Here is a 25,777-nt window from a genome sequence, read left to right as displayed (position 1 = left end):
CGCGGTGACGCTACTATGCCCTCGAAGGTGGAGTCAATGACGAGTAAACCCGGAGATGAGAGGATGCCTCCGACTGGACCAGTCCGATTGTTACGTATCAATGGACCCCGGCTCGCCCCAGTTGCCGGGAGACGGCCCGACGGTTGTCGCCACATCGGCGATCTTCGGGTTCGCGCGCCCACGGTTCCGGGATCGCACGCGAATCCGCGCATACGCGGTGTACACCGAGCCGATCGTGGTGCTACCGGAACGGCACCCCTCGCTTGAGGAGAAGGTCGAACGCGGGTGGCTCGCTCACCGGCCGAGCCGAAGTCCGAAGTGGACGGTCAGCGTGAACTGGGCGGCGCCGCCGGCACCTGGTGCAGCGTCAGGTTCTGCCCGACGGACGGGTCGGCCGTCCACGCACCCGACTCGGCCGTCCAGGCTTGGCCGGCGAAGGTGACCCTGTCGACGCCCACCGTGGCGGCGCGGGCGACCAGCCAGGTGCTGATCGCCCAGCCCTGGGCGGCCGGGTGGGCGCCGCTGAGGCGGGCCGTGCCCAGCTCGGCGCTGGCGGTCTTCACGAGGTCGGCGGTGGCGGGGCCGACGGTGATGTTGCGGCAGGTCAGCGCGGCCGGGATCTGGCCGGTCAGCGCGCTCGCCGCGGCGCGCGCGACGGGTTCCCACTGGGCGTAGGCGTCGGGTGCGGCGGAGCGCTGCACCGCCTGCGCCGCCTCGGTGATGGGCATCGACTCCCAGCCCGAGAGCTTGGCGAGCTTCTCGTAGAACGCCGTGGCCGCGTAGACCGGGTCCTGCAGCTGCGCCGGCGTGCCCCAGCCCTGGCTCGGGCGCTGCTGGAACAGGCCGACCGAGTCGCGGTCACCGCCGCTGAGGTTGCGCAGCTTCGACTCCTGCAACGCGGTGGCCAGCGCGACCGTGACGGCGTGCGAGGGCAGCCCCTCCTTCGAGGCCACCGCGGCGATCGTCGCCGCGTTGCTCATCTGCTCGGGCTGCAGCGTGTACTGCGTCGGATCCTGCTGACCCGGCTCCTGCGGCAACGTGACCGTGCACCCGGGTGTCGCGACGTCGCTGCCCCGTGACAGCACCACCACCACGACGACCACGGCCACGAGGACCACGACGACCGCAGCGATCGCCGCCTTGACCCCGCACCCGCGCACCCGTCCTCCCCCACCCTTCTCCGAGACCTGTTCGGACAATTCTGCCCGGAGGACCGGTAGGGCCCGTGTGTGGGTGAAGGAGGACGGGCCGGGATCACTTGCCGTCGGCAGCGCCCAGGAAGATCGGGTTGGACATGGCGACCATCGCGTTCGGCGTGGTGGTGTTCGGGCCGCCCGACGGACGCCGCACCTCGACGCGCACCCAGCGGCTATAACGCGGGTAGGTGGTCCACGTCGCGGTCGCCGTGCCGCTCGCGGGCACCGTCTCGACGTGCTCGGGGCCGAGCTGGTCGAGGAACGTGACGGTGGTGCCCGGCGCGCCGCTGACCGTCGCGGTCACCGTGACCGCGGTGCCGGTGCCGGCCGTGAGCCGCTCGCCGATGCCCGCGCTGCGCCCGCCGCCGGACACGCCGAACTCGAGGTTCACGTCCTTCGACTCGGCCAGCCACGTCTGGCCCGCCTTGAGGCCGGCCAGCAGGTCGGCGCGGCGGAGGCTGTTCGCTTTCACCACGGTGTGCGGCAGGGCCACGATCTGGTCCGGGTTGTGCGCGTCGGAGTCGCCGATCGCGGGGATCCAGCGGCCGCCGCGCAGCAGGCCGTCCCAGTGCGTGACGCTGGCCTCGTCGTCGGCCGTCCAGGGCCCGTTCCAGACCTCGACGAGGTCGGCGATCTCGTAGGCGAACTCGTACGTGCAGCCGAAGCAGTTCGCGAACGGGTGCGCCGCGGTGACCAGGCCGCCCGCGCGGTGCACCTGGTCGGTGAAGTGCCGGAAGTCCGCCGCGTCGGACGCGCGGTAGCGCCAGTCGATCCAGGTGCCGGCGGGCAGGCCGATCGCGGGCCAGTGGCCCGAGCGCGTGGTGACCTCTTCGCCGTTGAGGATCAGCAGGTCGTCGGTGGCGTAGTCGCCCCAGATCAGCTGCGAGCTCTTGGTGTTGTGGTCGGTGGAGACGATGAAGTCGAGCCCGGCCGCGCGGGCGTCGGCGACGAGCTGGTCCGGCGTGCGCCTGCCGTCTGAGTGGACGGTGTGCAGGTGGCAGTCGCCGCGGTACCAGGACTTGCCGCGCTGGCGCGCCGGAGCCGTCTCCGGCGCGGGGTTCGGCTTGAACGGCTTGTCGTCTGCGCCGAACGTCAGCGTGATGTCCACGCGGTAGTTCATGCCCTGCGGCGCCACGGTGTACGGGCCGAGGATCACGTGCCAGCGGCCCTGCTTGATCGGGCCGGCGACGTAACCGGGCGTGGCGTCGGAAGCGCTGATCGAGAAGCGGTCGCGGAACCCGCCGGACCAGCCGCGGAAGCCGCGGGTGTTGCCGAGGTCGTGGCCCTCGGGGCCGAACATGCCGATGTCACAGGCGTTTCCGCGCACGCCGGCGGGCACGGCCGGCCGGTCGTAGGAGTAGACGACATCGATCTGCTTGACCCCGCGGGGCACGTCGACGGGCAGGTAGTACCAGTCCGGCACGTCGGGCTTGAACGTGCCCGTGACCGTCTTGGTCTGCTGCGCCGTGCCCGGCGCGGGAGCCGCGAACGCGACGCCGGGCAGCATGCCCATCGCCGCTCCGGCCGCCACGACACCACTCACTCGCAACAAGTTACGCCGGCTGAGATCCCCAGTGGACATGCGTTCCTCCGCATAGGTCGAAGACGGCACGACGCTAGGCGAGGCCGAGCGCCGCCATCAACGACGCGCGGGTGAACACTCGGCGACCCGGGCTACTCGTCCTTTCCCGCGGGGAAAACACCGGCCAGCCAGGTGATCCAGGCCACTTCCGGGTCCGCCGGGCCGCCGAAGACGTGGGCCGCGACGGCGACCGGCCAGCCCCACGCGTCGCGGCCGTAGACGCGGTAGAGCGCGCCGGCCGTGCGGATGCCGAGGAAGCGGTCGGTGCGGTAGTCGACGACGCCCTCGATCCGCGTCGGTCCCGCGGCCACGACCCGGTCGCCGACAGCCGCGTCACCCACGCCGAGCGCGTCGCACACCGCCGCGAACCCGCCGTCGGCCGAGGACTCCGGCGCGCCTGCCGACACGTACGTCGCGTCGCGGCCCGCGAAGTGGCGGACGTACTCGGTGAGCGAGTGGTAATAGAACTTCGTGTGGTGCAGGCACGAGTCGAGCTGCACGTCGTGGTCCTCGCCGAGCAACGAGCGGTGCCGGTAGCGCAGCAGCGTGCCGGCGCCGCGGGGCTCGAGGTCGTAGTCGAGCTGGTTGAACCATCCGTCGGCGGAGTCGGCGCGCGTCACGAACCGCCGCGCCGGGTCCCACTCGACGACGGTGCCGCCGGTCGGCGTCAGGCCGCGCTCGGCCCCGCCAGGGCGCGGCTCGTAGGCGATCTCCCACAGCCAGCCGCCGGTGTGCGCGGTGAACGCGTCCCACACCTGCTCCGGCGTCCCCGCCAGCACGCCTTCCCACCGGACGTCGATCTCCGTGCCCATGTCGTCTCCTTCGCTCGGAGGGGCGCTCGGTGCGCCCCTTCACGGACGCGTCGGAGGGGGCGGGCGCGCTTCGACAAATCGGCGGGAAATTTCCTCAGGCGGGTTTGCGCGGCCCCCGGTACGGCAGCGTCTGGCTGTACACGACGTTCGTGGTCGTGCTGCCGAACCGAGCCAGCTCCCCCATGAGCTGCTCGAGGTGCGCCATGGACGTGGCGGCGACCTTGAGCGTGTAGCAGTCGTCGCCGGTGGTGCGCAGGCACTCGAGCAGCTCGGCGCGTTCGGCCAGCAGCCGGTGCAGCGGCTCGTGGCGGTTGCCGGGGAACTTCAGCCGCACCACGGCCAGCACGCCCAACCCGACCTTGCCGAGGTCGACCTCGGCGCGGTAGCCGGTGATCACTCCGAGCGCCTCGAGCCGCCGGACCCGTTCGGTGGCCGCCGAGGCGCTGAGGCTCACGCGTTTGCCCAGCTCGGTGAGCGCGAGCCGGCCGTCCTGCTGCAGCTCGGCCAGGATTGCCCAGTCGGTGTCGTCGAGAGTCTCGGCCATTCCCGCAATCTACCGGCAGATCCACGGCCATCGGGCCGATATGCCGGACGGATTCCCTTCACCGGTCGGGTCCGCGCCGATAGCGTTGGTGGCGTGCGACTCGGTGTGAACATCCCGAACTTCGGCCCCGGCGCCGACCCCGGTGTGCTGCGCGCGTGGGCGCAGACCGGCGAAGGGCTCGGCTACGACCTGCTGATGGTGTCCGACCACGTCGCCATCACGCCCGACGTCGCGGCGCAGTACCCCGCGCCGTTCTACGAGCCGTTCACGACGTTGTCGTGGCTGGCGGGCGCGACGGCGAACGTGCGGCTGGGCACCACCGTGCTGATCCTCCCCTACCGGCACCCGCTGCTCACCGCGCGCATGGTCGCGAACCTGGCGGATCTCAGCGGCGGCCGGTTCGTGCTCGGCGTGGGCGTCGGCTGGGCGCGCGAGGAGTACGCGGCGCTCGGTGTGCCGTTCGAACGTCGCGGCGCGCTGACCGACGCGCACCTGGCGACCATCCGCGCCGCGTGGGCCGACGAGGACGACTACCGCGCGGGCCGGGTGCCTCTGTGGATCGGTGGCGGCAGTGACGCCGCCCTGCGCCGTTCGGTGCGCTTCGGCGACGCGTGGCACCCGCTGCGCTTCCGGCTGCCGTGGGTGCGCGACGCGCTCGGCCGGCTGCGGGACCTCGCCGGCGCCGAGGGCAGACCGGTGCCCGGGTTCGCGCCGCGGATCGTTCTGCGGCTCACCGACGCGCCTCCTGCCGACCGGCTCGCGGGCGAGGGCACGCTGGAGCAGGTCGTGGGCGATCTGGAGGAACTTCGGCGACTCGGCGCCGAAGACGTGGTGTTCGACCCGTTCTCGGGCGACCCTGAAGAGACCCGGCGGCCCTCGGCGGCCTGGCGGGCGCTCGCGGCCGTCGCGGACGCCTGGAAGCAGCACTCCCTCGAAAGGGGACCACGATGACCGAGGCCCTGCTCCGCCGTGCGATCGAGCTCGCCGCCACGGCGCGGGCCAGCGGGAACCCGCCGTTCGGCTCGCTGCTCGCCACCGCCGACGGCAAGGTGCTCGTCGAGGAGTGGAACACGTCGCTCACGGACCAGGACATCACCGCGCACCCCGAGCTGAAGCTCGCGCGCTGGGCCGCGCGCGAGCTCAGCCCCGAGAAGGCCGCGCTGACGACGATGTACACGAGCTGCCAGCCGTGCGGGATGTGCACGGGCGCCATCGAACGATCAGGACTCGGCCGGGTGGTCTTCGCGCTGTCCACGCAGCAGCTGGCCACCCTCAAGCCGCCCGCGCCGGGCGCGAGTTTCGAACTGCAGGGCCCCGCGTTGTTCGACGAAGCCCGCCTGCCCGTGGACGGTTATTACCGCTGAATTGCAATTGCGCGGCGACTCGGCGAATATCAGCCGCGGGTGGTGATCAATTCTCTTTCTTCGGCTCCCCGGCCGACTTCCCGGCGCACGGGAACACAGGCCAGGAGCAGGGAAACAGCCACGACGCCCAGGAGCACGTGGCCGACGAGGGCACACAATCCGCACAATGCGGTCCATAGGACGATCTTCATTCACCGAGTGTAGGGCCCGGCCCACAATGCAGCGGAAAACTTGGGGAAGACTTAGGGTTCCCATTCGGGTACACCCGAGAACGTAGGTAAGCCTCAATTTCTCGATAGGGCGCGGGTGCGGGAAGATCACTTCGTGCCCGATCCCGGAACCAGTGCCCTCGTCGTCGAGCTCCCCGCCGCGGCCGGCCTGCTCGAGGCCGCCCTCGCGGTCAGCCCCACGCTCGTGCGGCCCGGCCTGCCCCCGCACGTCACGGCGCTCTACCCGTTCCTGCCCGCCGCCGAGCTCACGGACGACGTCGACGCCGCCGTGACCGCGCTGGCGGCCGCCCATGAGGCGATGGACGTCGCGCTGGGCGAGGTGGTGGTCGCCCCCGGGTTCGTCGCCGCGGCGGCCCCGGCGCTGCAGCCGCTCGCCGACGCCGCGTGCGACCGCTGGCCCGGCGTCCAGCCGTACGGCGGCCGCTTCGGCCCGCACCCGCCGGCCCACCTCACGGTCGCGATGGGCGGCAGCGACGAGCAGAACACCGAGGTGACGCGGCGCGTGGAGCAGCTCCTGCCGCTGACCGCTCGCGCCGAGGCGCTGCACCTGGTCGTACTCACCGAACGGGGCTGGCAGCTCCGGCTGACCGCTCCGCTCGCAGCGCCCGCGCGATAGCCCGCAGCCGCGCCACGTCGGCGGCGAACGCGGTGTCGCCCTCGACGTCGCCCGCCGGACCCTCCACGGCGTCGCCGCCGCCCTCCCGCAGCAGGTCGGCCGCCGCTTCGGGCGGAGCCGCCGGCGGGATGCCGGCGAGCAGCAGGCCGTCGTTGATCTCGCTCAGCACCGTCAGCAGCCGCTCGCGCCCGGTCGCGCCCGCGCGGCCGAGGCGCACGACGTCGGGGAACCGCTCGGCGAGGTGCTCGCGCAGCGGGCGCAGCGCGGCCCGCGTCCGCGCGTCGCGCACCGCGCGCCTGGCCGCGGGGATCGCCGGCACGGTCAGGCCGACCACGATGAGCAGCACCGAGATCGCCGGGAAGCCCACGGCCAGCGCGCAGTCGACCGTCGAGAACGCGCCCCGGCAGACCACCACGACCGGGTGCTCGGCGGCCACGTCGGCGACGAGATCGACGATCTTGCCCGCGAGGTAGGCCAGCGCGAACACGCACGCCACGAGCATCAGCCCGAGTCCGGCCCGCAACGCGCCGGCGCCCGCGCGGACCGCGCCCGCCGACACGATCGCGATGTCCACCACCGCGAACCCGAGGTAGACCGTGTAGACCACGATGTAGGCGACCAGCGTCGGATTGGTCCGGTACAGCTCGTCGAACAGGCCGATACCCACCGGCAGCCCGCGGGTCGAGAAGAACGCCACCACGAGCACGACCAGCGCGACCACGAGCGCGGCGAGCCGGCTGCGGCGTGGTTTCCCTGCCACACCACCGATCTCGGCGACGGTGACCTCGATGCCGTACGCGGCCACCATCGTCGCGAGGTTCGACAGCAGCCGCCCGAGGCTCGGGTAGATCCGGCTTTCGATCGCCTGCGCGCTGTCGGCCAGCAAGAACAACGCGAGACCGAGTGCGATCAGGCTCGTGGCCAGCCCGGCGCCCGCGCCGGTGCGCCGCGCCCGCACGGCGCGCCAGATCCCGGCGGCCACGGCGACGAGCCCGACCCCGAAGAACAGCGCGTCGATCATCCGGCCGCTATCCGAGCAGCGACGCGAGCCGCCGCGCGCGATCGGCCGAGCGCCCGGACGCACCGGGCCTGAGCGGTTCGTCCTCGGCCGTCGCCGCGCTCATCAGCAGCACGGCGATGAGCTCGGCCTCGTACTCGTCGACGTCGGTCGTCACGCGCGTGAGCAGGTGCGACAGCGTGTGGACACTGAGGTCGGGCGCCAGCGCCACGGCCTCGGCGTCGGACATCACGCAGGACCCGCGGTGCTCGCACAGCAGGTGCGCGAGCTCATGGGCGATGATGTGGTCCTGGTGCAACGGCGAGGTGCCGGCGGTGTAGGCGATGAGGTCGTAGTCCGCGCGCCGCTGCCAGGCGCCCGAGGGCCGGCCCGGCTCGTACTCCACCGCCACCAGGTCGATGTCGCGGCCGCGGCGGCGTTCCAGCTCGTCGACCCACGCGTTCATCGACCACGGGCGAGGCGGCGGCACGTCGCGCAGCAGCTCACGCACTCGGGTGCGAGCGCGCGCCCTCAGGCTCGGGTCGATGACCCCTCCCGGTGCGCTCGGCGGCTGGACCAGCCGGGTGCACCGCGGCGCCCCGGCGATGATCAGCATAGCTACTCGGGTTTGCGCCCGCGGCGGGAGCGCTCGCGCCCGGCGTCGTAGCTGTTGAGCTGGTCCACGAGCGCCGACACGGTGTCGCGGTCGCGTTCGGAAAGGCGCATCGCTCGCTGCGCGAGGTCGCGGGCGCCGGTGTCGCGCCAAGCGACGACGTCGGCGATCTGCCCGTCGACGCGCTCGGCCACGTCGTCGTCGAAGAAGTAGGTGACGGGCACGCCGAAGAACCGCGCCAGCGCCTGGATGTGCGAGCGCTTCGGGTCGCGCCGCGCCCCGACGGCGAGCTGCTGCACATGGGTGGCCGACATGCTCACCCCGGTGAGCTCGGCGACCCCCTGCGCGATCTCGCGGTAGGAGTAGGGCTTGCGGTCCGGCGGGTGCACCGTCGAGATCAAGTGCGCGAGCCGTTCGGCGAAGCTGGTCTCCTCGTCGGGACCGCTCGCCGTGTCCCCTGCGTCCCCAGTGTCCGGCGTCCCGGTCATCAGTCCCCCAACCGTCCTCCGCTCGTGACGACATGAAGCATAGCTGTCACGAAAACTTGACATCAACCGTCCTGTCAACGCTACACTCCGACGCACGGGATGTCGCGAAAACGAGACGGGCGTCCGTGTGTGGTCACTGGGGGTGGCCACACGCGGGCGCCGGGCGCGGGCGGACCTACCGGACATCCGGGACCGATCGGCCCGGGCGCGCTCGTCCGCTGTCCTGGCTCACAGGCTGCGGAGGTAGGTTGTGCGCCATGGTGCTGGAGAACGGTCCTGAAAGGACACCCGTCGTCGTCACCGGTGGCAGCGGCTTCATCGGCCGCGCGGCCGTGCGCGAGCTGCGTGATCGCGGCTACCCCGTCACCGTCGTGGACCGGGTCCCGTACGTCACCGAAGACGAGGGCGTGCGCGTGGTCACCGGCGATCTTCGCGACGCGGAGACCCGCGAAGCCGCCGTCACCGCGGGTACGGGCGCCATCGTCCACCTCGCGGCGCTCACGTCGGTGCTGAAGTCGGTGGAACTGCCCGACGACACGTTCACCGAGAACGTCGCCGTGACCCACGGGCTGCTGGAGCTCGCACGCGAACGCCGGGTGCAGACCTTCGTGCTCGCTTCCACCAACGCCGTGATCGGCGACGTCGGCACCTCGACCATCACCGTGGACCTGCCCACTCGGCCGCTCACGCCCTACGGCGCCACGAAAGCCGCGTGCGAGATGCTGCTGTCGGGCTACTCCGGCGCGTACGGCATGTCGACGTGCGCCTTGCGGTTCACCAACGTCTACGGCCCCGGCATGTCGCACAAGGACAGCTTCGTGCCGCGCATGATGCGCGCCGCGATGGCGGGCGAGGGCGTGCGCGTGTACGGCACGGGCGAGCAGCGCCGCGACCTCGTGCACGTGGACGACGTGGTGCGCGCCATCGCGCTCGCGCTCGAAAGCGGTTACTCCGGCCGGGCGATCGTCGGCGCCGGGCATTCGGTGTCGGTGCTGGAGATGGTGCAGACCGTGCGCGACGTGACGGGTGCCGAGCTGCCCGTGGAGCACGTGGCCGCGCCGAAGGGCGAGATGCCGGCGGTCGTCGTCGACGTGTCCGCCAGCGCCGAGACGATCGGCTTCACCCCGGCGATCTCGCTCGCCGACGGCCTCACCACCGCTTGGAAGTACTTCTCGGAACTGGACCTGAAAGCGACCCCGTGAGCCTGTTCCTCCGCCGCCACGCCTTCCTGCTCCTCCTGCTCGTCGCGGGCACGGTCCTGCGCGTGCTCACGTGGGTGGCCTACCGGCCGGCGCTGCTGTACATCGACTCGTACCGGTACCTCGACAACCTGCACGCGCTGCGCGCCGACCAGCTCAACCCGATCGGCTACGACCTGATCCTGCGGCCACTGCTGGCGGTCGGCGGGCTGTCGTGGGTCGCGGCCGTGCAGCACGTGGGCGGACTGGCGATCGCGGTGGGGATCTACGCGCTGGCCCGCCGGCTCGGCGCGCGCCGCTGGGTCTCGGCGCTCGCGACGGCGCCGCTGCTGCTGGACGCTTACCAGCTGCAGATCGAGCAGAACATCATGTCCGAGGTGCTGTTCGAAGCGTTGCTGCTGGGGCTGTTGTGGCTCCTGCTGGCGAAGGGCGCGCCGAACTGGCGGCGGATCGCGCTCGCGGGTCTCGTGGTCGGGTTCGCCGTGCTGGTGCGGCTGATCGGCGTCGCGCTCGCGGTGCCGTTCCTGCTGTACGTGCTCAGCGCAGGCAGCGCGTGGCGGACGTGGCGCGGCTGGCGCAACGCCGGCATCGGCGTGCTGGCGATGCTCGTCGTGATCGTGCCCTACGCCGCGGAAGTCAAGGCACAGACCGGAAAGTGGGGGCTGACCGGGCCTTCGGGCAGCATGCTCTACGGGCGCACCGCCGCCGTCGCCGACTGCGCGAACCTGCACCTGGCGCCCGAGATCCAGGTGTTCTGCCCCACCGAAGACGTGTCCACCCGCCTGGTGGACAACTACACACACGCCGACCTCGACCCGGCGTGGCCGGGCCCGCTGCCCCCGGGCGCCGACCGCACCGTGCTGGCGCACGAGTTCTCGATCGACGTGCTCAAGGCCCAGTGGTGGGACGTCACGAAGGCGATCCTGAGCGACTTCTCGAAGAGCTTCCGGTTCACGCGCAGCACGGCGATCAACGACGTGCCGATCGACCGCTGGCAGTTCCAGCAGACGTACCCGGAGTGGAACGAACCGGCCGACATCGCGATGATCACGCAGCAGTACGACGGCGTGAACCCGAGCGTGAACGAGCCGATCGCGACTTTCCTGCGCGACTACCAGATCAACGGCGGCTTCGTACCCGGCGCCGTGCTCGGGTTCTTCGCCCTGCTCGGCCTGCTCACCTTGCTGCGCCGCAAGAAACCGCGCGACAAGGCCCGCAGCGGCGCGCTGCTCGCCGCGGGGTCCGGGCTGTTCCTCCTGTTCGCGTCGGCGGTGTTCGAGTTCTCCTGGCGCTACCAGCTGCCGGCGCTCGTGCTGCTGCCCGTCGCGGGCGCATTGGGCTTCACCACGCTCACGGCAGCGAGCCGGCGACGCCTCGCCGCGTACCCGGACGCCGTGGATGTGGGCGCGGTCAAGGATTTCGACGACAGGCACCCGGGCGCGAAGCTTTCGGAGCTGACCGTGGTGATCGCCGCGTACAACGAGGCCGGCGGAATCGGCCAGGTTCTCGAGAAGATGCCCGACGAGTGCCTCGGCCTGCCGGTCGACGTGCTCGTGGTCGTCGATGGCGGCAGCGACGACACCGCCGCCATCGCCGAGAAACACGGCGCCTACGTGTGCGTCGCGCCGACGAACCGGGGCCAGGGCGCGGCTTTGCGCCTCGGTTACCACCTCGCGGCCGAACGCGGCGCGCGCTACGTGGTGACGACCGACGGCGACGGCCAGTACGACAACAGCGAAATGGCGGAACTGGTCGCACCACTGCTCGACGACACCGCCGACTTCGTCACGGGATCGCGGCGGCTGGGCCACGAAGAGGCCGACAGCCGCATGCGCTGGCTCGGCGTGCGCGTGTTCGCGTGGCTGGCCTCGGCGCTGACGTGGCGGAAGATCACCGACACGTCGTTCGGTTTCCGGTCCATGCGCGCGGAGCTCGCGTGCGCTGTTCCGCTCAACGAGCCGCAGTACCAGTCTTCGGAACTGTTGCTGGGAGTCACCGCGCGCGACGCCCGGGTGCTCGAACGGCCGATGAGCATGCGGCTGCGCAAGGCCGGCAAGAGCAAGAAGGGCGGCAGCGTCGTCTACGGCGCGAACTACGCGCGGGTCATGACGGGGACGTGGTGGCGGGGGTACGTGCTGCGCCGCGGGCGAACACGAAGCGGTCGAGCATCGTGAACTTCACCACGAAAACCAGTGCGTAACTGAGCACGTACGCGCCGTCGATGAAAACGACCCACCAGGCATGCGGCAGGTTCAGCGGCGCGAGCAGGTGACCGGTGAGCGTGGTGAGCCCCACGGAGGCGAACCCGCCGAGCGAGATGACGACGACGTAGGGCAGCAGCTCGTGCCCGAGGGCCGGCTTGCCGCGGCGACCCCAGACCCAGCGGCGGGTGAGGAAGAAGTTCAGCACCGCGCCCGCGGCGAACGCGAACGCGCTGGCCAGCCACGGAGCACCGCCCATCGCGAGCACCGTGAGCAACGCCGCCTGGCTGAGCAAAGTCGCCGCGACCGAACTGGTGGCCGCGCGGAAGAACCGTCCGGCGAGGCGACGCCGGGGCCGGGGTGAATCCTCTGTCGTGCGAGGCTCCACCGGGTTGGTTACCGTCGTCATGTCCCCCAGTCTCCCCTCGGGCCGATCCGCCTGCCGTCCGGCCCCCCGACGCACAGTAGATTCACAGCTGTCTGCCAGGTGATCATCAGCACCCGGTCGATAGGTTCGGACGTGTTCAAGGCGTCATGTACAAAGAGGAATCAGCGTGCTTGTCGCGTAAACGATACGGAAAGGCTTCTTCAATGCGAGTGCTGGTTCTCGGCGGCGACGGCTATCTCGGCTGGCCCACGGCATTGCACTTGTCGGACAAAGGCCACGAAGTGGCTGTTCTGGACAACTACGCCCGGCGCAAGTACGACGTGGAGCTCGAAGCCGACAGTCTCGTCTCGATCGAAGACCTGCCCACGCGCATCGCGGCGTGGGAGGAGGTTTCGGGCAAGAAGATCGCCCTGTTCGAAGGCGACCTGTGCGACGCCGAGTTCACCTATTCGGCCGTGCGCGACTTCGCTCCCGATTCGATCGTCCACTTCGCCGAGCAGCGGTCCGCGCCGTACTCGATGATCGACCGCGAACACGCCGTCTACACGCAGCAGAACAATGTCGTCGGCAACCTGAACCTGCTCTACGCGATCGCCGAGATCAACCCGGACATCCACCTGGTGAAGCTCGGCACCATGGGCGAGTACGGCACGCCCAACATCGACATCGAAGAGGGCTGGCTCGAGGTCGAGCACAACGGCCGCAAGGACCGCATGCTCTACCCGAAGAAGCCGGGCTCCTTCTACCACCTGTCGAAGGTGCACGACTCCCACAACATCGAGTTCGCTTGCCGCATCTGGGACCTGCGCGCCACCGACCTCAACCAGGGTGTCGTGTACGGCCAGCAGACGGCGCAGACCGCGCTCGACCCGCGCCTGGCGACCCGGTTCGACTACGACGCGGTGTTCGGCACCGTGCTGAACCGCTTCGTGATCCAGGCGGTGCTGGGCCAGCCGCTGACCGTCTACGGCAAGGGCGGCCAGACCCGCGGCCTGATCGACGTGCGCGACACCGTGGAGTGCATCCGCCTGGCCGTGGAGAACCCGGCCGACCGCGGTGAATTCCGCGTGTTCAACCAGATGACCGAGAGCTACTCGGTGGCGCAGATCGCCGACATCGTCGCGAACTGCTTCCCCGGCCCGGTGCAGATCGAGAACCTCGAGAACCCGCGCGTCGAGCAGCCCGAGCACTACTACAACGTGAAGCACACCGGGCTCGTCGAGCTCGGCCTGCAGCCACACCTGCTGTCGGACACGCTGATCGAGTCGATGTTCGACATCGTCGGTTCGAACAAGCACCGCGTGAACGACGAGCGCATGCGCCCGACCGTGCGCTGGCGGGGTGCGGTCAAGTCCTGACCCTGTTTGCTCGTTTGGCACGCTGAAACGCCGGATCGCTGTTGGGCGGTCCGGCGTTTTTCATCGCGGCCCGGCAGGTGTCGGAAACTGTCGGTGGCGGATGAGATGCTTCTCCGGTCAGCCCCTCACGGGGGTCGGAAACACGGAGCGGCAAGGGAAACGTGGCCGAACAGGTGGCAGCGCGCTGGAGTCCCGAGCAAGTCGCCGGGCTCGCGCCGGACCCGGCGTCGGCCAAGGCCGGGCGCGGGCTCGCGGTGCCGGCGAAGTGGTCGGGTGCGGGCGCTTCGGCGCGCGCGGTGTGGGGTTCGTGCAAGGGCAGTGGCGCGAAGCCGTACCGCACGGTGGTCGAGCTGGCGGGGCCGGCGTTCAAGTGCACGTGCCCGTCGCGGAAGTTCCCGTGCAAGCACGCGCTGGGGTTGCTGCTGCTGTGGTCGGCGGAGCAGGTGCCGTCCGCTGCCGAGGAGCCCGATGTCGCCACGTGGCTTGCCGAACGAGAGGCGCGGGCCTCGCGGGCGGAACGCAAACCGGACGCGCCGAAGGACCTGGAAGCCGCCGCCAAACGGGCGCAGGAGCGGCTCGCGCGGGTCACCGCGGGCGCGGCGGAGCTGCGTGGCTGGCTGACCGACCGTGTTGGCGCCGGCTTCGCGAGTTTCGAACGCAGTGCGTTCGAGGGCGGTGGTTTCGAAAGCGGCGGCGGTTTCGGAGGCGGTGCTGAGCAGCTGCGCGCGGTGGCCGCGCGGATGATCGACGCCCAGGCACCGGGCCTGGCCGGTGGCCTGCGGCGCGCGGCCGGGCTGGTCGGACGCGGCCGCGACTGGCCGGGTGATCTGCTGGCCGAGCTGTCGCTGCTGTACGTGCTGGCGGGCGCGGCGCTTCGCCTGGACGAGCTGCCTTCGGCGCTGGCCGAAACCGTGCGCACGCGCCTGGGGTTCTCGGCGGGCACCGCGCAGGTGCTGGAGTCGGGCGAACGCGTCGCCGACCAGTGGCTCGTGACCGGCGCGGTCGACGACGAACAGGACAACCTCCGCACCCGCCGCACCTGGCTGCGCGGCCGCCATTCGGGGCGCGTGGCGCTGGTCCTGTCCTTCGCCCCGCCCGGGCGCCCGTTGGACAGCTCGCTGCCCCCGGGCTACGTCGTCCCCGGCGAGCTCGCCTTCCACCCGGGCGCGCTGCCTTTGCGCGCGCTCGTCGCCGACCGCACCGAGGCCGTTCCGACCCCGGTCCCCCGCGGCGACACCGTCGCCGACGCCTTGGCTGCGTTCGCCGAGGCCCTCGCCGTGGACCCGTGGCTCGACCGCTGGCCCGTGCTCCTGTCCGACCTCACCCCCGCCCGCCACGACGGCGGCTGGGCCCTGTCCGATGTGGACGGTGCCGCCCTGCCCTTGCTGCCGGGCGTCGACCCGTGGCCCCTGCTGGCCCTGGCCGCGGAACACCCGGTGACCCTCGCGGCCGAACTGACCCCGGCCGGCCTGCGCCCCCTCACGTGCTGGCACCCGAACGGCGTGGTGCGCCTGTGACTACGACACTGTGGGAGAGACCGAAAACCTTGGCACCGCAAGCACATCAGCCCGCGCCACGACCGCACCCACGCCGGTCCGCTGTGCCGGCGGCGCGGCCTTCGCGCCACGCGAACCCCGCCGCGCCAAGGCTTCGCCCGAACGACCCGACCGGCGGGCTGTTGCCTGCGCGCCCAACCAAGCAGCGCAGGCCGGCAGTGCACCTCGCAGCCATGTTCTCGACCGAGGCCGGGAGCCGTCCGGCAGTCGCAGCCGGGCAACGCCCGGTCCGCCCAGTCCGGCCAACCCGGCCGGGCACCGGCTCGAGAGCGCACCTCCCGCAGCCGCACCCGCGCTCCGCAGCGGCGACCGGCCTTTCCTCCTCGCCGACCGCCGCCGCCGGGCGAGGTGCGGGTCGTCTGCCGTTGTATGCCGGCGGAAAAGGCGAGGCGGTGGTGGGCCGGTGAAGGCGTGGGAAGACCTCGTCGGCACGGCGCTGCTGGGCACGCGCCGCCGGAGTCTCGACGTGAGTGGGCTGCCGGCCGAGGTGCGGGAGGTCGCGGGCAAGGCCGAAGACCAGGCAGACGCCGTCCTCGCCGTTGCGGCGTTGCTCACCAACTACCGCCGTGCGGGCCGCCTTCCCGTGGCCGGCGCGCGCCGCGAAGAGCCGGCCAAGCCCGACGGGCGGCGGTTCGTCTCGCCGCTCGCGCGGGAGCGGCTGGCGCGGTTGCTGCACGCGAACCGGCCCGAGCTGCTCGAGGAGTGGCTGCACACGGCGGCCGGGCGGGGGTTGCGGGTGGGGCCGGAGCTGCTGCCGGCGCTGGCGGACGCGGCGCGGGCGCGAGTGTCGTTGCGGGCGCCGCTCGCGGAGGTGGCGGGGCCGGTCGGGGCGTGGCTGGGCGAGCGCAACACCGACTGGGCGTTCCTGGTCGCCGAGGTCGAGGACGACAGCGACGACGCCTGGCAGTTCGGCACTCCCGCGCGACGCCAGGCGTGGTTCGAACGGGCGCTCACGCAGGATCCCGCGGCGGCGCGCGCGGCGCTCACGACAACGTGGCGCACCGAGCCGGCCGACCTGCGCTCGGTGTTCCTCACGGTGCTGGGCCGCCACCTCACCCAGGACGACGAGCCGTTCCTCGACGCGGCCCTCTCCGACCGCGCGGCGGCGGTGCGCGACACGGCCGTGCGGCTGCTCGGCGGGCTGCCCGACACCGGGCTCGGCAAACGGATGGCGGCGCGGCTGCAGGAGTGCGTCACCGTGCGCAGCCGGTCGCTGCGGGCCGACGTCCTGCAGGTCACGCTGCCGAGGCCGGACGACTCGCTGGTGCGCGACGGCGTCCGCGTGCCCCACGGGCCTGGGCAGGACACCGCGCGGCTGCGGGCGATCATCGCCGCCACTCCCCTGGCGTTCTGGGCGGAGTTCGGCACCCCGGGTGACCTCGTGGGCATGCTCGTGGAGGGCTGCCCACTCGCCGTGGTGCGCGAAAGCTGGGCTACGGCCGCGATCCGACAGCGCGACGAAGCGTGGGCGCAGGCGCTCGTCGAAGCCGAACCCGGCGGCCGGGCCACGGCGGCGCTCGTCGGCGTACTCACGCCGGAGAAGCAGGCAGCCACCATCGCGAAGCTGGCGCGCGGCCTGAAGGTCGAAACGCTCACGCGGCTGATCCTCGACCTGCCGCAACCGTGGCCCGAGGAGCTGGGCCGGGTGCTGCTCGACTGGGTCGCCGCGCAGCAGGACCACCGGCTCGTGGCCCACGCCGCGGCCCTCATCGCCAAGGCCGTGCCGCCGGCTTGCCTGCGCCACCGCCTGTCCCTGATCCCCCAGCCCGGCGAAGCCGCCCCGTGGCGGCGCGCTGTGGCCGAAACCCTGACTTTCCGCCGCGAAATGCACGAGGAGCTCTCATGACGTCCGCAGTCCTCCGGCCCCACGCCGAGCAGGAGTACGCCGGTGAACTGGCCGCGCTGGCCGCGGCCGACGACCGTGCGAAGCCGCCGTCGTGGCTGCTCTCGCCGTGGGCCGTGGTCACGTACCTGCTGGGCGGCACCCTGCCGGACGGCACCGAGATCAGCCCGAAGTACGTCGGCCCGCGCCGTCTGATCGAGGTCGCCGTCGCCACGCTCGCCACCGACCGCGCGTTGCTGTTGCTCGGCGTGCCGGGCACCGCCAAGACCTGGGTGTCGGAGCACCTCGCCGCCGCCGTCAGCGGCGACTCCACGCTGCTCGTGCAGGGCACGGCGGGCACGGCCGAAGAGCAGATCCGCTACGGCTGGAACTACGCGCGCCTGATCGCCGAGGGCCCGAGCGAGCACGCGCTCGTGGAGAGTCCCATCCTGCGCGCGATGCGCGACGGCAAGGTGGCCCGCCTCGAGGAGCTCACCCGCATCCCGGCCGACGTGCAGGACTCGCTGATCACCGTCCTGTCGGAGAAAACCCTGCCCGTGCCCGAACTCGGCACCGAAGTGCAGGCACGCCCCGGCTTCACGCTCGTCGCGACCGCGAACAACCGCGACAAGGGCGTGAACGAGCTGTCGAGCGCGTTGCGCCGCCGGTTCAACACGGTGGTGCTGCCGCTGCCCGACACCGCCGAGGCCGAGGTGGAGATCGTCAGCCGCCGGGTCGCGCAGCTGGGCGCCTCGCTCGCGCTGCCGGCCGAAGCCGCCGAGCTGACCGAGATCCGCCGTGTCGTCACGGTGTTCCGCGAGCTGCGCGCCGGCCGCACCGAAGACGGGCGCACCGCGGTCAAGACCCCGTCGGGCACGCTGTCGACGGCCGAGGCGATCAGCGTGCTCACCGGCGGGCTCGCGCTCGCCGCGCACTTCGGCGACGGCGTGCTGCGGGCGCAGGACGTCGCCGCCGGCATCCACGGCGCCGTGGTGAAGGACCCGGTCGCCGACCGCGCGATCTGGATCGAGTACCTCGAGACCGTGGTCCGCGAACGCGACGGCTGGGCCGACTTCTACCGCGCGGGCCAGGAGATCAGCGGATGACCACGCACCTGCTCGGGATCCGGCACCACGGGCCGGGTTCGGCTCGGGCGGTGGCCGCGAGGCTCGCCGAGCTGGAGCCCGACATGGTGCTCATCGAGGGCCCGCCCGAAGCCGACCAGCTCGTGGACCTGGCGGCCGACGAGGACATGCGGCCGCCCGTCGCGTTGCTCGCGTACGCGGCCGACGACGTGTCGCGCGCGGCGTTCTGGCCGTTCGCGGTGTTCAGCCCCGAGTGGCAGGCCCTGCGCTACGCCGCGGAAGCCGGGGTGCCGGTGCGGTTCTGCGACCTCCCGGCGACGCACCAGTTCGCGCTCGGCGACGAGGACCGCGTGCCGCGCACCGACCCGCTCGCCGAGCTGGCGGCCGCGGGCGGGTACGACGACCCCGAGCGGTGGTGGGACGACGTCGTGGAGTCGCGCCGCGGCGGGGACTCGCCGTTCGAGGTGATCGCGGAGGCGATGACCGCGCTGCGGGAGGACGAACGCCCGGCGGACCTCCACGAACAGCGCCGCGAGGCGTACATGCGCGGCGTGCTGCGCAAGACGCGCAAGGAAGGCTTCGAGCGCATCGCCGTGGTGTGCGGCGCGTGGCACGTGCCGGCACTGGCCGATCCGCTGCCGCCGGCGAGCCACGACCAGACCGTCCTGAAAGGACTGCCGAAGCGCAAGGTCGTGTGCACGTGGGTGCCGTGGACCCACGGCCGGCTAGCCACGGCGAGCGGCTACGGCGCGGGCGTGCACTCGCCCGGCTGGTACCACCACCTGTTCACCACGGCCGACGACGTGACCGCCCGCTGGCTCACCGCCGTGGCCGGGGTGCTGCGCGAGGAGGACCTGCCGGTCTCGACGGCGCACGTGATCGAGGCGGTCCGGCTGGCCGAAACGCTGGCGGCGCTGCGCGGCCGGTCCTCGGCGGGGCTGGCGGAAGTCGACGCGGCCACGCGCTCGGTGCTGTGCTCGGGCGACGACGTGCAGGCGGACCTCGTCACGCGCAAGCTCGTGGTCGGCGAACGCCTCGGCGAAGTCCCCGAAAGCGTGCCGCAGGCGCCGCTCGCGGCCGACCTGATCGCAACCGCGCGCCGGCTGCGGCTCAAACGCGAGCCGACCGCGCGCGAGCTGGATCTCGACCTGCGCACGCCCGGCGGCCTCGACCGATCGCGGCTGCTGCACCGGCTGAGGCTGCTCGACATCCCTTGGGGCAGCCCGGAAATCTCGGCGACGCGCAGCAAGGGCACCTTTCGCGAGACGTGGACGCTGTGCTGGGAGCCGGGCTTCGAGGTCGACCTGGTCGCGGCCGCCGTGCACGGCACCACCGTCGCCTCGGCGGCGTCCGCCCGCGTGCGCGAGGCCATGGCCGGCAAGCCGCCGCTCGCCGACATCACCACGGCCGTCGAGGGCTGCCTGCTCGGCGGTCTCGGCGACGCGCTGCCGGAGGTGCTCACCGCACTCGACGTCCGCGCGGCGGCAGACACCGACGTCGCCGACCTCATGACCTCGCTGCCTCCGCTGGCCCGGTCCACCCGCTACGGCGATGTGCGCGGAACCGACACCGCACAGCTGCGGGAGGTCGCGGACCGCCTGCTCACCCGCGTGTGCGCCGGGCTGCCGCCGGCCGTCCACGGCATCGACGACGACGCGGCCCGGAAGTTCTGCGACCTGGTCGACAACGTCCACGAAGCCACCACCCTCCTGGGCGACGCGGCGCGCGAACGCTGGCTCACCGCGCTGCGCAAGCTCGCCGGCCGCGACTCCCTGCCGCCGTTGCTGGCCGGCCGCATCGTGCGGCTGCTGCACGACGCCGACCTGTTCGACAGCGCGGAGGTCGAGCTGCGCCTCGGCCGCGCGCTCACCCCGGGTGTCGAGCCGGCCGCGGGTGCGGCCTACGTCGAGGGCTTCTTCGCCGGCGGCGCGCTCCTGCTGGTTCACGACGAGCGCATGCTGCGGGTCGTCGACACCTGGCTGGGCACCATCCCGTCCGACGTGTTCACCGAGGTGCTTCCCTTGCTGCGCCGCACTTTCGGCGCCTTCGCGGGACCGGAGAAACGCGCCATCGGCCAACGCGCCGCCACCCTCTCCGGCGGCGCCCCCGCGGCTCGCCTCGCGGCCGACGAGCTGGACGAGATCCGCGCCCGCAGTGCCCTGCCCGTGCTCGCGACCCTTCTCGGAGCAGCGTCATGACCACCCCGGACCCCGATCGTCTGCGCCGCTGGCGCCTCGTGCTCGGCGGCGGCGAGGACGGCACCGGCCGCTCACTGTCCGAAGAGGACAGCGGCCTCGACGCCGTGCTCGCAGCCCTCTACGACCGGCGCGACGAGCCCGTCCGCTCGGGTGACCGCCGCGGCGCGACCCTCAACTCCTCGGCGCCGCGCGTCGCCCGCTGGCTCGGCGACATCCGGCGGTACTTCCCGGGTTCGGTCGTGCAGGTGATGCAGCGCGACGCCGTCGACCGGCTCGGCCTCACCCGCATGCTGATGGAGCCGGAGCTGCTGAGCGCGGTCGAGCCCGACGTGCACCTGGTCGGCACACTGCTGTCGCTCAACGGCGTGCTGCCCGAGGAGACGAAGGAGACGGCGCGCTCGGTCGTACGCACCGTGGTGGCCCAACTCGAGGAGCGGCTGGCCGAACCCACGCGCGCCGCGATCCGGGGCGCGCTCGACCGCGCCGCCCGCACGCAGCGCCCGCGCGCTGCGGACATCGACTGGGCCCGCACCGTGCGCACGAACCTGAAGCACTACTCCCCCGAGCTGAAGACCATCGTGCCCGAGCGGCTGGTCGGCTTCGGCCGGCGCCAGCTCAGCGTGCAGCGCGAAGTGATCCTCGCCGTGGACCAGTCGGGGTCGATGGCGGAGTCGGTGGTGTACTCGGGCCTGTTCGGTGCCGTGCTGGCGTCGATGCGGGCGCTGAGCACGAAGTTCGTCGCCTTCGACACGGCCGTGGTGGACCTCACCGAGCACCTCGACGACCCCGTCGAGCTCCTCTTCGGCACCCAGCTCGGCGGCGGCACCGACATCAACCGCGCCATCACCTACTGCCAAGGCCTCGTCGAACGCCCCGAGCAGACGCTGCTGGTGCTCATCAGCGACCTCTACGAGGGCGGCGTGCGAGACGAGCTGCTGCGCCGCGTCGGCGAACTGGTCGGCTCGGGCGTGCAGGTCGTGACCCTGCTGGCGCTGTCGGACTCCGGCGCGCCGTTCTACGACCACGAGAACGCCGCCGCGCTGGCCGAGCTCGGCGTGCCGGCCTTCGCGTGCACCCCGGACCTGTTCCCCGAGCTGATGGCCGCGGCGCTGCGCCGCGAGGACCTCGGCCGCTGGGTGAGCGCCGCCACCGCGACCGTGGATTGAGGCTCGGGATTAAACCGACCGGTCATCTGGTTGAAGAAGACAGAACGAGACTTCGAAGAGAGGACGGGTAACCATGAAGGTTCGCGCGTCGGTCAGGTCGCTGGCTCGCCAGCAGGGGGCCCAGGTCATCCGCAGGCACGGCAAGATCCTCGTGATCAACCGCGACAACCCGCGGAACAAGGCTCGCCAGGGCTGAGCTGCACAGCGTCGGGCGCCATCCACCTCAGGTGGGTGGCGCCCTTTTTTCGTGTGCTCAGCGTGTGCTCAGTGTGCGCTCAGGCCGGCGTCGGGATTCGTTCGTCCGCCCGACGGAAGGCCATGACACCGTCGTCGAGGCGGTTGAGACGCATGTCGGCCAGGTCCAGCAGGTAGTTCTGGCGCATCACCCACGGGCGGCGGTCGCCTTGTTTCGGCAGAGTCGAGGTGGCGCGTTTGATGTAGCCCGACATCAGGTCGACGACCGGGCGCAGGCCCGTGGTCGGGGCGCGGCCCGGGTCGGGGGCGCAGGCGACGTAGCCGTGGCGGTCCATGTGCGAGATCAGCCGGCAGACGTACTGCGAAGCGAGGTCGGCGCGCAGGGTCCACGAGTTGTTGGTGTAGCCCACGCACCACGCCAGGTTGGGGATGCCGCCGAACATCATGCCCTTGTAGACGAGTTGCTCGCCCGGGTTGATGGCCCGGCCGTCGACGGTCAGCGCGACCTGGCCGAACGCGACCATGCGCAGGCCGGTCGCGGTGACGATGACGTCGGCGGGCAGCTCACGTCCCGACTCCAGCTGGATGCCGTCCGGGGTGAAGCGGGTGATGTGGTCGGTGACCACGTCGGCCTTGCCGCTGCGCAGTGCGCGGAACAGGTCGGCGTCGGGCACCAGGCACAGGCGCTGGTCCCACGGGTTGTAGGCGGGCACGAAGTGCGGGTCGACGGGAATGGACGGCGGCAGCTGCTTCGCCACGCCGTCGCGCAGCACCGCGGCCGCGCGCTCGGGCAGGCGGCGCATGAGCTGGAAGAACAGCGTGCCCATCACCACGTTCTTGCCGCGCACCAGCCGGTGCGCCAGGTTCTCCGGCAACACGGCCCGCAGGCGGTCGGCGAGCGCGTCGGCCCCGGGGCGCGCGACGACGTAGCTCGGCGAGCGCTGCAGCATGGTCACCGAAGCCGCTTCGGACGCCATCGCCGGCACCAGCGTCACGGCGGTGGCGCCGCTGCCGATCACCACGACGTTCTTGCCCGCGTAGTCCAGGTCCGCGCGCCAGTGCTGCGGGTGCACGATCTCACCGGCGAAGTCCTCGCGGCCCGGGAAGTCGACGACGTGGCCGCTGTCGTAGCTGTAGTAGCCGCTGCACAGGTACAGGAACGAGCAGGTGAACGTGACCGGCTCGCCGTCGTGCTCCGCCTCGACCGTCCAGCGCGCTTCGGCCGAGGACCACGAAGCGGACACCACGCGGTGCCCGAAGCGGATGTGACGCTCGACGCCGTGGGCCTCGGCCGTGGCGCGGATGTAGCTGAGGATCGACGGGCCGTCGGCGATGGCCTTCGGGTCCTTCCACGGCCGGAACGGGTAACCGAGCGTGAACATGTCCGAGTCGGACCGGATGCCCGGGTAACGGAAGAGGTCCCAGGTCCCGCCGATCGAGTCGCGGGCCTCCAGGATCGCGTACGTCTTGCCGGGAGTCCGTAGCTGGAGGCGGCACGCCGCCCCGATCCCGGACAACCCCGCACCCACTACGAGGACGTCGACGTGCGTGGCGATCGTGATCACTCTCCCCGGCTCGAGCGTGTTCCCGAGATCGTACCGTCGGAATGCCCTTTCGGCCGGGCCCGGGCCGAACGAGGTTCGGACGTGGGGCCCTGCCGGGCCGGGCGGGGAATCACCGGCCCGGCAGGGAAACCGAGAGTCAGCGCGGCAGGTTCACGACCTGCGTCGCGCCGAAGGTGCCCTTCAGCGGGACCTCCACGGTCTGGCGCCGCACCGTCACCCGCACGCTGTCCTGCGACTGCGTGGGATCGGAGACGGCGAGCTGCCAGCCCGAGCCGCTGCGCCCCAGGGCCACGGAAGCCGGACCTGAGACAGTCACCTCATCTACAGTATCCGCCTTGTAGAAGTTTGCGAGCAGTGTGTTGTCCCACAGCCGAATCGCCTGAACGGCGGCTGTGTTCGCCCGCACTCGCCACGCGAGCACCGAAGCGACGGTGCTCACCACCGAGGCCGCGGGCAACACCGCGTACGCGTACTTCGCGTCCGACGGCTTCACTCCGTGCTCGATCACGAGCTTCTGGTAACGCCGCGTGTACGGATCGGTCGTGCCCTTGGTGTTCGCGCCTGTGTCGATGTCGCGCCACGCGCCGGTGCGGTCCTCGCGCAGTGCGGTCACGTCGGCCTTGTCGAGCAGCACGTAGCCGGCGACGTTCCCGGCGGCACCGTCGAGGTGCAGCCAGTGCGGGTTGCGCAGCGACGTCGTGCGGCCCAGCGCCGACGAGACGAGCCGCGCGTCGGCCAGCAGCGTGCCCCGGCCGTTCTCCCCCAGGCTGCGGTTCTCGATCGTGGTCCGCACCTGCTGCCCCGACGTGTCGGTGATCCCCGCGCCGAGGCAGACGACGCCCGCCGGCGTGAAGAACCACGACTTCTTCGCGGTCAGCGTGCCGTCCAGCGATACGAAGTCGAAAGCGTACGCACCGTGGCGCGCGTCCCACCGGACGCCGCCGACGTGGGCCTTGGTCGACATCGGCGTGGACTGCAGCGCACCTGTCGGGCCGGCTTTCGTGGTGGCGCCCGGCAGCAGCAGTGGGTCGACGGTCGGCCAGTAGGCGTCGGAGTAGTGCCCCTTGGCCTTCGGCAGGAACAGGTACAGCACGCCGTCGCCGACGTACCAGCCGTGCTGGTTCATGCCGTTGATCGACTCGTAGCGCGAGATCCGCGTGGACCCCACGGCGAGCGAGCTCGACCAGCCCTCGGTCACGTGCAACATCCGGTCCTGCTGGCCGAAGATCCGGTGCGTGGCCGTGATCGGCGTCGGCCGCACGTGGGTCGCGAGCATCTCCTGCGCGAACTCGATGCCCGGCGTCGCCACGAGGTCCGGGCCCGGTGCGAACCGCTCCGGGTCTGGGATCTCCAGGAACGGCGCGTACGTGCCTTCGGAGATCCACTTCGCCGCGAGGCCCGACAGCTCGGCCTTGGCCGCGCCGGTGGCCGCGCGCGCCAGCACGAGCGTGGCGACGGTGAGCTGGTGGCCGATGTCGTGGCCGGTCTCGCCCTGGCGCGAGAGCATTCGCCCGCGCACCGGCTCCATCAGCGCGCCCGCGTAGACGAACGGGGCGAACGTGTCGGGCACCAGCGCGTAGATCTTCTGCTTGAGGTCCTCGGGCAACGCGTACTCGGTGCCTTCGGTCACGTGGATCGCGCCGGAGAGCGCGGTCAGCAGCACGATGCCGTAATGCCCGGGGTACGGGATGGTGTCGTGCTGGATGAACGAGCCGTCCACATGGAAGCCGTCGCTGCCCGCCTTGTCCAGCTTGGCCACGAGGCTCGCCGCGCCGCCGCCGGCGACGTCGGTGAGCGCGTCGATGCCCGTCTTGATCCACATGGTGTCGCCGATGAGCGCGCCGGAGACGATCGAGATCAGGGCCTTGTCGGCCCGGTTGGCGCCGGTCTCGACGGTGCTCGGGCTGTTCGCCCGCACGTTGGGGTTGCCCACGAACCGCTTGATCGGGCTGACGTAGCGCGCGAGCTCGTCGGCCGTCAGCTCGTCGGCGACCGTGACGAGCGTGTGCAGCACGTAGTACGGCACGCCGATCTCGTAGGTGTACCAGTTGCCGATCTCGCCGACCTGCGGGTTGTACTGGCTCGCGTAGATCAGCTCGAGCGCCTTCTTGATGCGGTCGAGCACCTGCGGGTCACCCGAGAGCGTGCTGCCCGGCGTGCCCCAGTCGACCGCGATGGCCCGCAGCCGCGCGTACATCGACGTGGTGTAGTCGCTGCCCGGCCCGAGCGGCAGGTCAGTCCACAGTGGACCGCCGGTGACGGTCATCGTGTCGTTGTAGGCCTTCGCGACGCGGCCGAGGTTCTTCAGCGCGGCCGTGCGTTCCGGTGACGGCCGGTTGATCCCGGTCTGCATTTCGCGGTAACCCGCCACGATCGCTTTCAACGGGTCGGTGGCCGCGGCGTTCGCAGCGGACACCGAACCCGCCGCGAATGCCGGGTGCGCGGCGGCGGTCAGGGCCACCGAGGCGGCCGCGACGGCGCCGCCGCGCAGGGCAGTTCTCCGGTTTACGGGCATGACAATGCCTCCCAGGATCAAGACGTCCTTGGCTTGCGGGATTTTCGGGGACGGGGAATTCAGTTGTGGTTGTGCAGCGGGAAAACG

General features: G+C 71.7%; 23 protein-coding genes. 12 read left to right on the top strand and 11 right to left on the bottom strand.

The features are described 5' to 3' along the window. Positions 1-326: 326 nt before the first annotated feature. The 4 genes from ABZU76_RS11920 to ABZU76_RS11905 all read right to left on the bottom strand — a co-directional run bounded on the left by ABZU76_RS11920 (position 327) and on the right by ABZU76_RS11905 (position 4,134). Positions 327-1,160, bottom strand: a complete 834-nt coding sequence (locus ABZU76_RS11920; protein WP_354867807.1) for a hypothetical protein — start codon at positions 1,158-1,160, stop codon at positions 327-329. 94 nt (positions 1,161-1,254) lie between these two features. Next, entirely contained in the window at positions 1,255-2,778 is a 1,524-nt protein-coding gene (locus ABZU76_RS11915) for a CehA/McbA family metallohydrolase (RefSeq protein WP_354867805.1), read from the bottom strand. 92 nt (positions 2,779-2,870) lie between these two features. Next, positions 2,871-3,590: an SRPBCC domain-containing protein gene (locus ABZU76_RS11910; RefSeq protein ID WP_354867802.1), complete on the bottom strand. Its 720-nt coding sequence runs from the start codon at positions 3,588-3,590 to the stop codon at positions 2,871-2,873. A 94-nt stretch (positions 3,591-3,684) separates the two neighbouring features. Continuing rightward, entirely contained in the window at positions 3,685-4,134 is a 450-nt protein-coding gene (locus ABZU76_RS11905) for an Lrp/AsnC family transcriptional regulator (protein ID WP_354867800.1), read from the bottom strand. Between the two features lie 93 nt (positions 4,135-4,227). On the opposite strand from ABZU76_RS11905, the gene ABZU76_RS11900 reads away from it, so the two are divergent. Together ABZU76_RS11900 and ABZU76_RS11895 are read left to right on the top strand one after the other, a co-directional pair. Beyond that, entirely contained in the window at positions 4,228-5,085 is an 858-nt protein-coding gene (locus tag ABZU76_RS11900) for an LLM class flavin-dependent oxidoreductase (RefSeq protein WP_354867798.1), read from the top strand. Continuing rightward, on the top strand, positions 5,082-5,498 hold the full coding sequence (locus tag ABZU76_RS11895; RefSeq protein ID WP_354867796.1) for a nucleoside deaminase: 417 nt from the start codon (positions 5,082-5,084) through the stop codon (positions 5,496-5,498). Before ABZU76_RS11900 ends, ABZU76_RS11895 begins: the two co-directional genes overlap by 4 nt. 29 nt (positions 5,499-5,527) lie before the next feature. Here the strand turns inward: ABZU76_RS11895 and ABZU76_RS11890 are convergent, their stop codons facing one another. Then, the gene (locus ABZU76_RS11890; protein WP_354867794.1) at positions 5,528-5,689 is read right to left on the bottom strand and encodes a hypothetical protein; all 162 of its coding nucleotides are present in this window, start codon (positions 5,687-5,689) and stop codon (positions 5,528-5,530) included. Between the two features lie 133 nt (positions 5,690-5,822). Here ABZU76_RS11890 and ABZU76_RS11885 point away from each other — a divergent pair, with 133 nt between their 5' ends. After that, positions 5,823-6,344, top strand: coding sequence for a 2'-5' RNA ligase family protein (locus ABZU76_RS11885; RefSeq protein ID WP_354867792.1), 522 nt, complete (start codon positions 5,823-5,825; stop codon positions 6,342-6,344). Here the strand turns inward: ABZU76_RS11885 and ABZU76_RS11880 are convergent. From ABZU76_RS11880 to ABZU76_RS11870, 3 genes are read right to left on the bottom strand one after another with little or no spacing between them, the layout of a single operon-like run. Continuing rightward, positions 6,286-7,365: a hypothetical protein gene (locus ABZU76_RS11880; RefSeq protein ID WP_354867790.1), complete on the bottom strand. Its 1,080-nt coding sequence runs from the start codon at positions 7,363-7,365 to the stop codon at positions 6,286-6,288. The genes ABZU76_RS11885 and ABZU76_RS11880 overlap by 59 nt on opposite strands. 7 nt (positions 7,366-7,372) lie before the next feature. Next, positions 7,373-7,957: a hypothetical protein gene (locus ABZU76_RS11875; protein ID WP_354867788.1), complete on the bottom strand. Its 585-nt coding sequence runs from the start codon at positions 7,955-7,957 to the stop codon at positions 7,373-7,375. A gap of 2 nt (positions 7,958-7,959) precedes the next feature. After that, complete coding sequence (locus ABZU76_RS11870; RefSeq protein WP_354867786.1) at positions 7,960-8,442, bottom strand: helix-turn-helix transcriptional regulator; 483 nt, start codon at positions 8,440-8,442, stop codon at positions 7,960-7,962. Positions 8,443-8,699: 257 nt separating this feature from the next. Between ABZU76_RS11870 and ABZU76_RS11865 the strand changes: the two genes are divergently transcribed. Continuing rightward, positions 8,700-9,644: an NAD-dependent epimerase/dehydratase family protein gene (locus tag ABZU76_RS11865; protein WP_354867784.1), complete on the top strand. Its 945-nt coding sequence runs from the start codon at positions 8,700-8,702 to the stop codon at positions 9,642-9,644. Further along, a complete protein-coding gene (locus ABZU76_RS11860) occupies positions 9,641-11,815 on the top strand; it encodes a glycosyltransferase (RefSeq protein ID WP_354867782.1) in 2,175 nt (724 codons plus the stop codon). The genes ABZU76_RS11865 and ABZU76_RS11860 overlap by 4 nt, the downstream gene beginning before the upstream one ends. On the opposite strand, the gene ABZU76_RS11855 is transcribed toward ABZU76_RS11860, so the two are convergent. Beyond that, a complete protein-coding gene (locus ABZU76_RS11855; protein WP_354867780.1) occupies positions 11,745-12,251 on the bottom strand; it encodes a GtrA family protein in 507 nt (168 codons plus the stop codon). The genes ABZU76_RS11860 and ABZU76_RS11855 overlap by 71 nt on opposite strands. Positions 12,252-12,433: 182 nt before the next feature. On the opposite strand from ABZU76_RS11855, the gene ABZU76_RS11850 reads away from it, so the two are divergent. The 7 genes from ABZU76_RS11850 (at position 12,434) to rpmJ (ending at position 21,611) form a co-directional block, all read left to right on the top strand. Next, positions 12,434-13,588, top strand: a complete 1,155-nt coding sequence (locus ABZU76_RS11850; protein WP_354867778.1) for an NAD-dependent epimerase/dehydratase family protein — start codon at positions 12,434-12,436, stop codon at positions 13,586-13,588. A 161-nt stretch (positions 13,589-13,749) separates the two neighbouring features. Further along, positions 13,750-15,105 (top strand): SWIM zinc finger family protein, encoded by a 1,356-nt coding sequence (locus ABZU76_RS11845; protein ID WP_354867776.1) that lies wholly within the window; start codon positions 13,750-13,752, stop codon positions 15,103-15,105. Between the two features lie 442 nt (positions 15,106-15,547). Continuing rightward, positions 15,548-16,990 carry a DUF5691 domain-containing protein gene (locus ABZU76_RS11840; RefSeq protein WP_354867773.1) on the top strand — a complete coding sequence of 481 codons (1,443 nt, stop codon included), beginning with the start codon at positions 15,548-15,550 and terminating at the stop codon, positions 16,988-16,990. Continuing rightward, a complete protein-coding gene (locus ABZU76_RS11835) occupies positions 16,987-18,072 on the top strand; it encodes an AAA family ATPase (RefSeq protein WP_354867770.1) in 1,086 nt (361 codons plus the stop codon). Before ABZU76_RS11840 ends, ABZU76_RS11835 begins: the two co-directional genes overlap by 4 nt. Continuing rightward, the gene (locus tag ABZU76_RS11830; protein WP_354867768.1) at positions 18,069-20,249 is read left to right on the top strand and encodes a DUF5682 family protein; all 2,181 of its coding nucleotides are present in this window, start codon (positions 18,069-18,071) and stop codon (positions 20,247-20,249) included. The genes ABZU76_RS11835 and ABZU76_RS11830 overlap by 4 nt, the downstream gene beginning before the upstream one ends. Further along, entirely contained in the window at positions 20,246-21,415 is a 1,170-nt protein-coding gene (locus ABZU76_RS11825) for a VWA domain-containing protein (RefSeq protein ID WP_354867765.1), read from the top strand. The genes ABZU76_RS11830 and ABZU76_RS11825 overlap by 4 nt, the downstream gene beginning before the upstream one ends. 73 nt (positions 21,416-21,488) lie before the next feature. Continuing rightward, positions 21,489-21,611, top strand: a complete 123-nt coding sequence (gene rpmJ, locus ABZU76_RS11820; protein WP_220241881.1) for a 50S ribosomal protein L36 — start codon at positions 21,489-21,491, stop codon at positions 21,609-21,611. 79 nt (positions 21,612-21,690) lie between these two features. On the opposite strand, the gene ABZU76_RS11815 is transcribed toward rpmJ, so the two are convergent. Both ABZU76_RS11815 and ABZU76_RS11810 read right to left on the bottom strand, forming a co-directional pair. Beyond that, positions 21,691-23,166 carry an NAD(P)/FAD-dependent oxidoreductase gene (locus ABZU76_RS11815; RefSeq protein WP_354868417.1) on the bottom strand — a complete coding sequence of 492 codons (1,476 nt, stop codon included), beginning with the start codon at positions 23,164-23,166 and terminating at the stop codon, positions 21,691-21,693. A 145-nt stretch (positions 23,167-23,311) separates the two neighbouring features. After that, positions 23,312-25,690: a polysaccharide lyase 8 family protein gene (locus ABZU76_RS11810; RefSeq protein WP_354867763.1), complete on the bottom strand. Its 2,379-nt coding sequence runs from the start codon at positions 25,688-25,690 to the stop codon at positions 23,312-23,314. Between the last annotated feature and the right edge of the window lie 87 nt (positions 25,691-25,777).

It is taken from the genome of Amycolatopsis sp. NPDC005232, from assembly GCF_040607795.1.
Taxonomy (GTDB): domain Bacteria; phylum Actinomycetota; class Actinomycetes; order Mycobacteriales; family Pseudonocardiaceae; genus Amycolatopsis.
This window is presented reverse-complemented; position numbering and strand designations above follow the sequence as displayed.

Bases quoted from the DNA above. Each gene is read 5' to 3' on its own strand.
- ABZU76_RS11915 (WP_354867805.1), bottom strand. From the start codon at position 2,778: ATGTCCACTGGGGATCTCAGCCGGCGTAACTTGTTGCGAGTGAGTGGT.
- ABZU76_RS11910 (WP_354867802.1), bottom strand. From the start codon at position 3,590: ATGGGCACGGAGATCGACGTCCGGTGGGAAGGCGTGCTGGCGGGGACG.
- ABZU76_RS11905 (WP_354867800.1), bottom strand. From the start codon at position 4,134: ATGGCCGAGACTCTCGACGACACCGACTGGGCAATCCTGGCCGAGCTG.
- ABZU76_RS11895 (WP_354867796.1), top strand. From the start codon at position 5,082: ATGACCGAGGCCCTGCTCCGCCGTGCGATCGAGCTCGCCGCCACGGCG.
- ABZU76_RS11890 (WP_354867794.1), bottom strand. From the start codon at position 5,689: ATGAAGATCGTCCTATGGACCGCATTGTGCGGATTGTGTGCCCTCGTC.
- ABZU76_RS11880 (WP_354867790.1), bottom strand. From the start codon at position 7,365: ATGATCGACGCGCTGTTCTTCGGGGTCGGGCTCGTCGCCGTGGCCGCC.
- ABZU76_RS11875 (WP_354867788.1), bottom strand. From the start codon at position 7,957: ATGCTGATCATCGCCGGGGCGCCGCGGTGCACCCGGCTGGTCCAGCCG.
- ABZU76_RS11870 (WP_354867786.1), bottom strand. From the start codon at position 8,442: ATGACCGGGACGCCGGACACTGGGGACGCAGGGGACACGGCGAGCGGT.
- ABZU76_RS11865 (WP_354867784.1), top strand. From the start codon at position 8,700: ATGGTGCTGGAGAACGGTCCTGAAAGGACACCCGTCGTCGTCACCGGT.
- ABZU76_RS11855 (WP_354867780.1), bottom strand. From the start codon at position 12,251: ATGACGACGGTAACCAACCCGGTGGAGCCTCGCACGACAGAGGATTCA.
- ABZU76_RS11850 (WP_354867778.1), top strand. From the start codon at position 12,434: ATGCGAGTGCTGGTTCTCGGCGGCGACGGCTATCTCGGCTGGCCCACG.
- ABZU76_RS11835 (WP_354867770.1), top strand. From the start codon at position 16,987: ATGACGTCCGCAGTCCTCCGGCCCCACGCCGAGCAGGAGTACGCCGGT.
- ABZU76_RS11830 (WP_354867768.1), top strand. From the start codon at position 18,069: ATGACCACGCACCTGCTCGGGATCCGGCACCACGGGCCGGGTTCGGCT.
- ABZU76_RS11825 (WP_354867765.1), top strand. From the start codon at position 20,246: ATGACCACCCCGGACCCCGATCGTCTGCGCCGCTGGCGCCTCGTGCTC.
- rpmJ (WP_220241881.1), top strand. From the start codon at position 21,489: ATGAAGGTTCGCGCGTCGGTCAGGTCGCTGGCTCGCCAGCAGGGGGCC.
- ABZU76_RS11810 (WP_354867763.1), bottom strand. From the start codon at position 25,690: ATGCCCGTAAACCGGAGAACTGCCCTGCGCGGCGGCGCCGTCGCGGCC.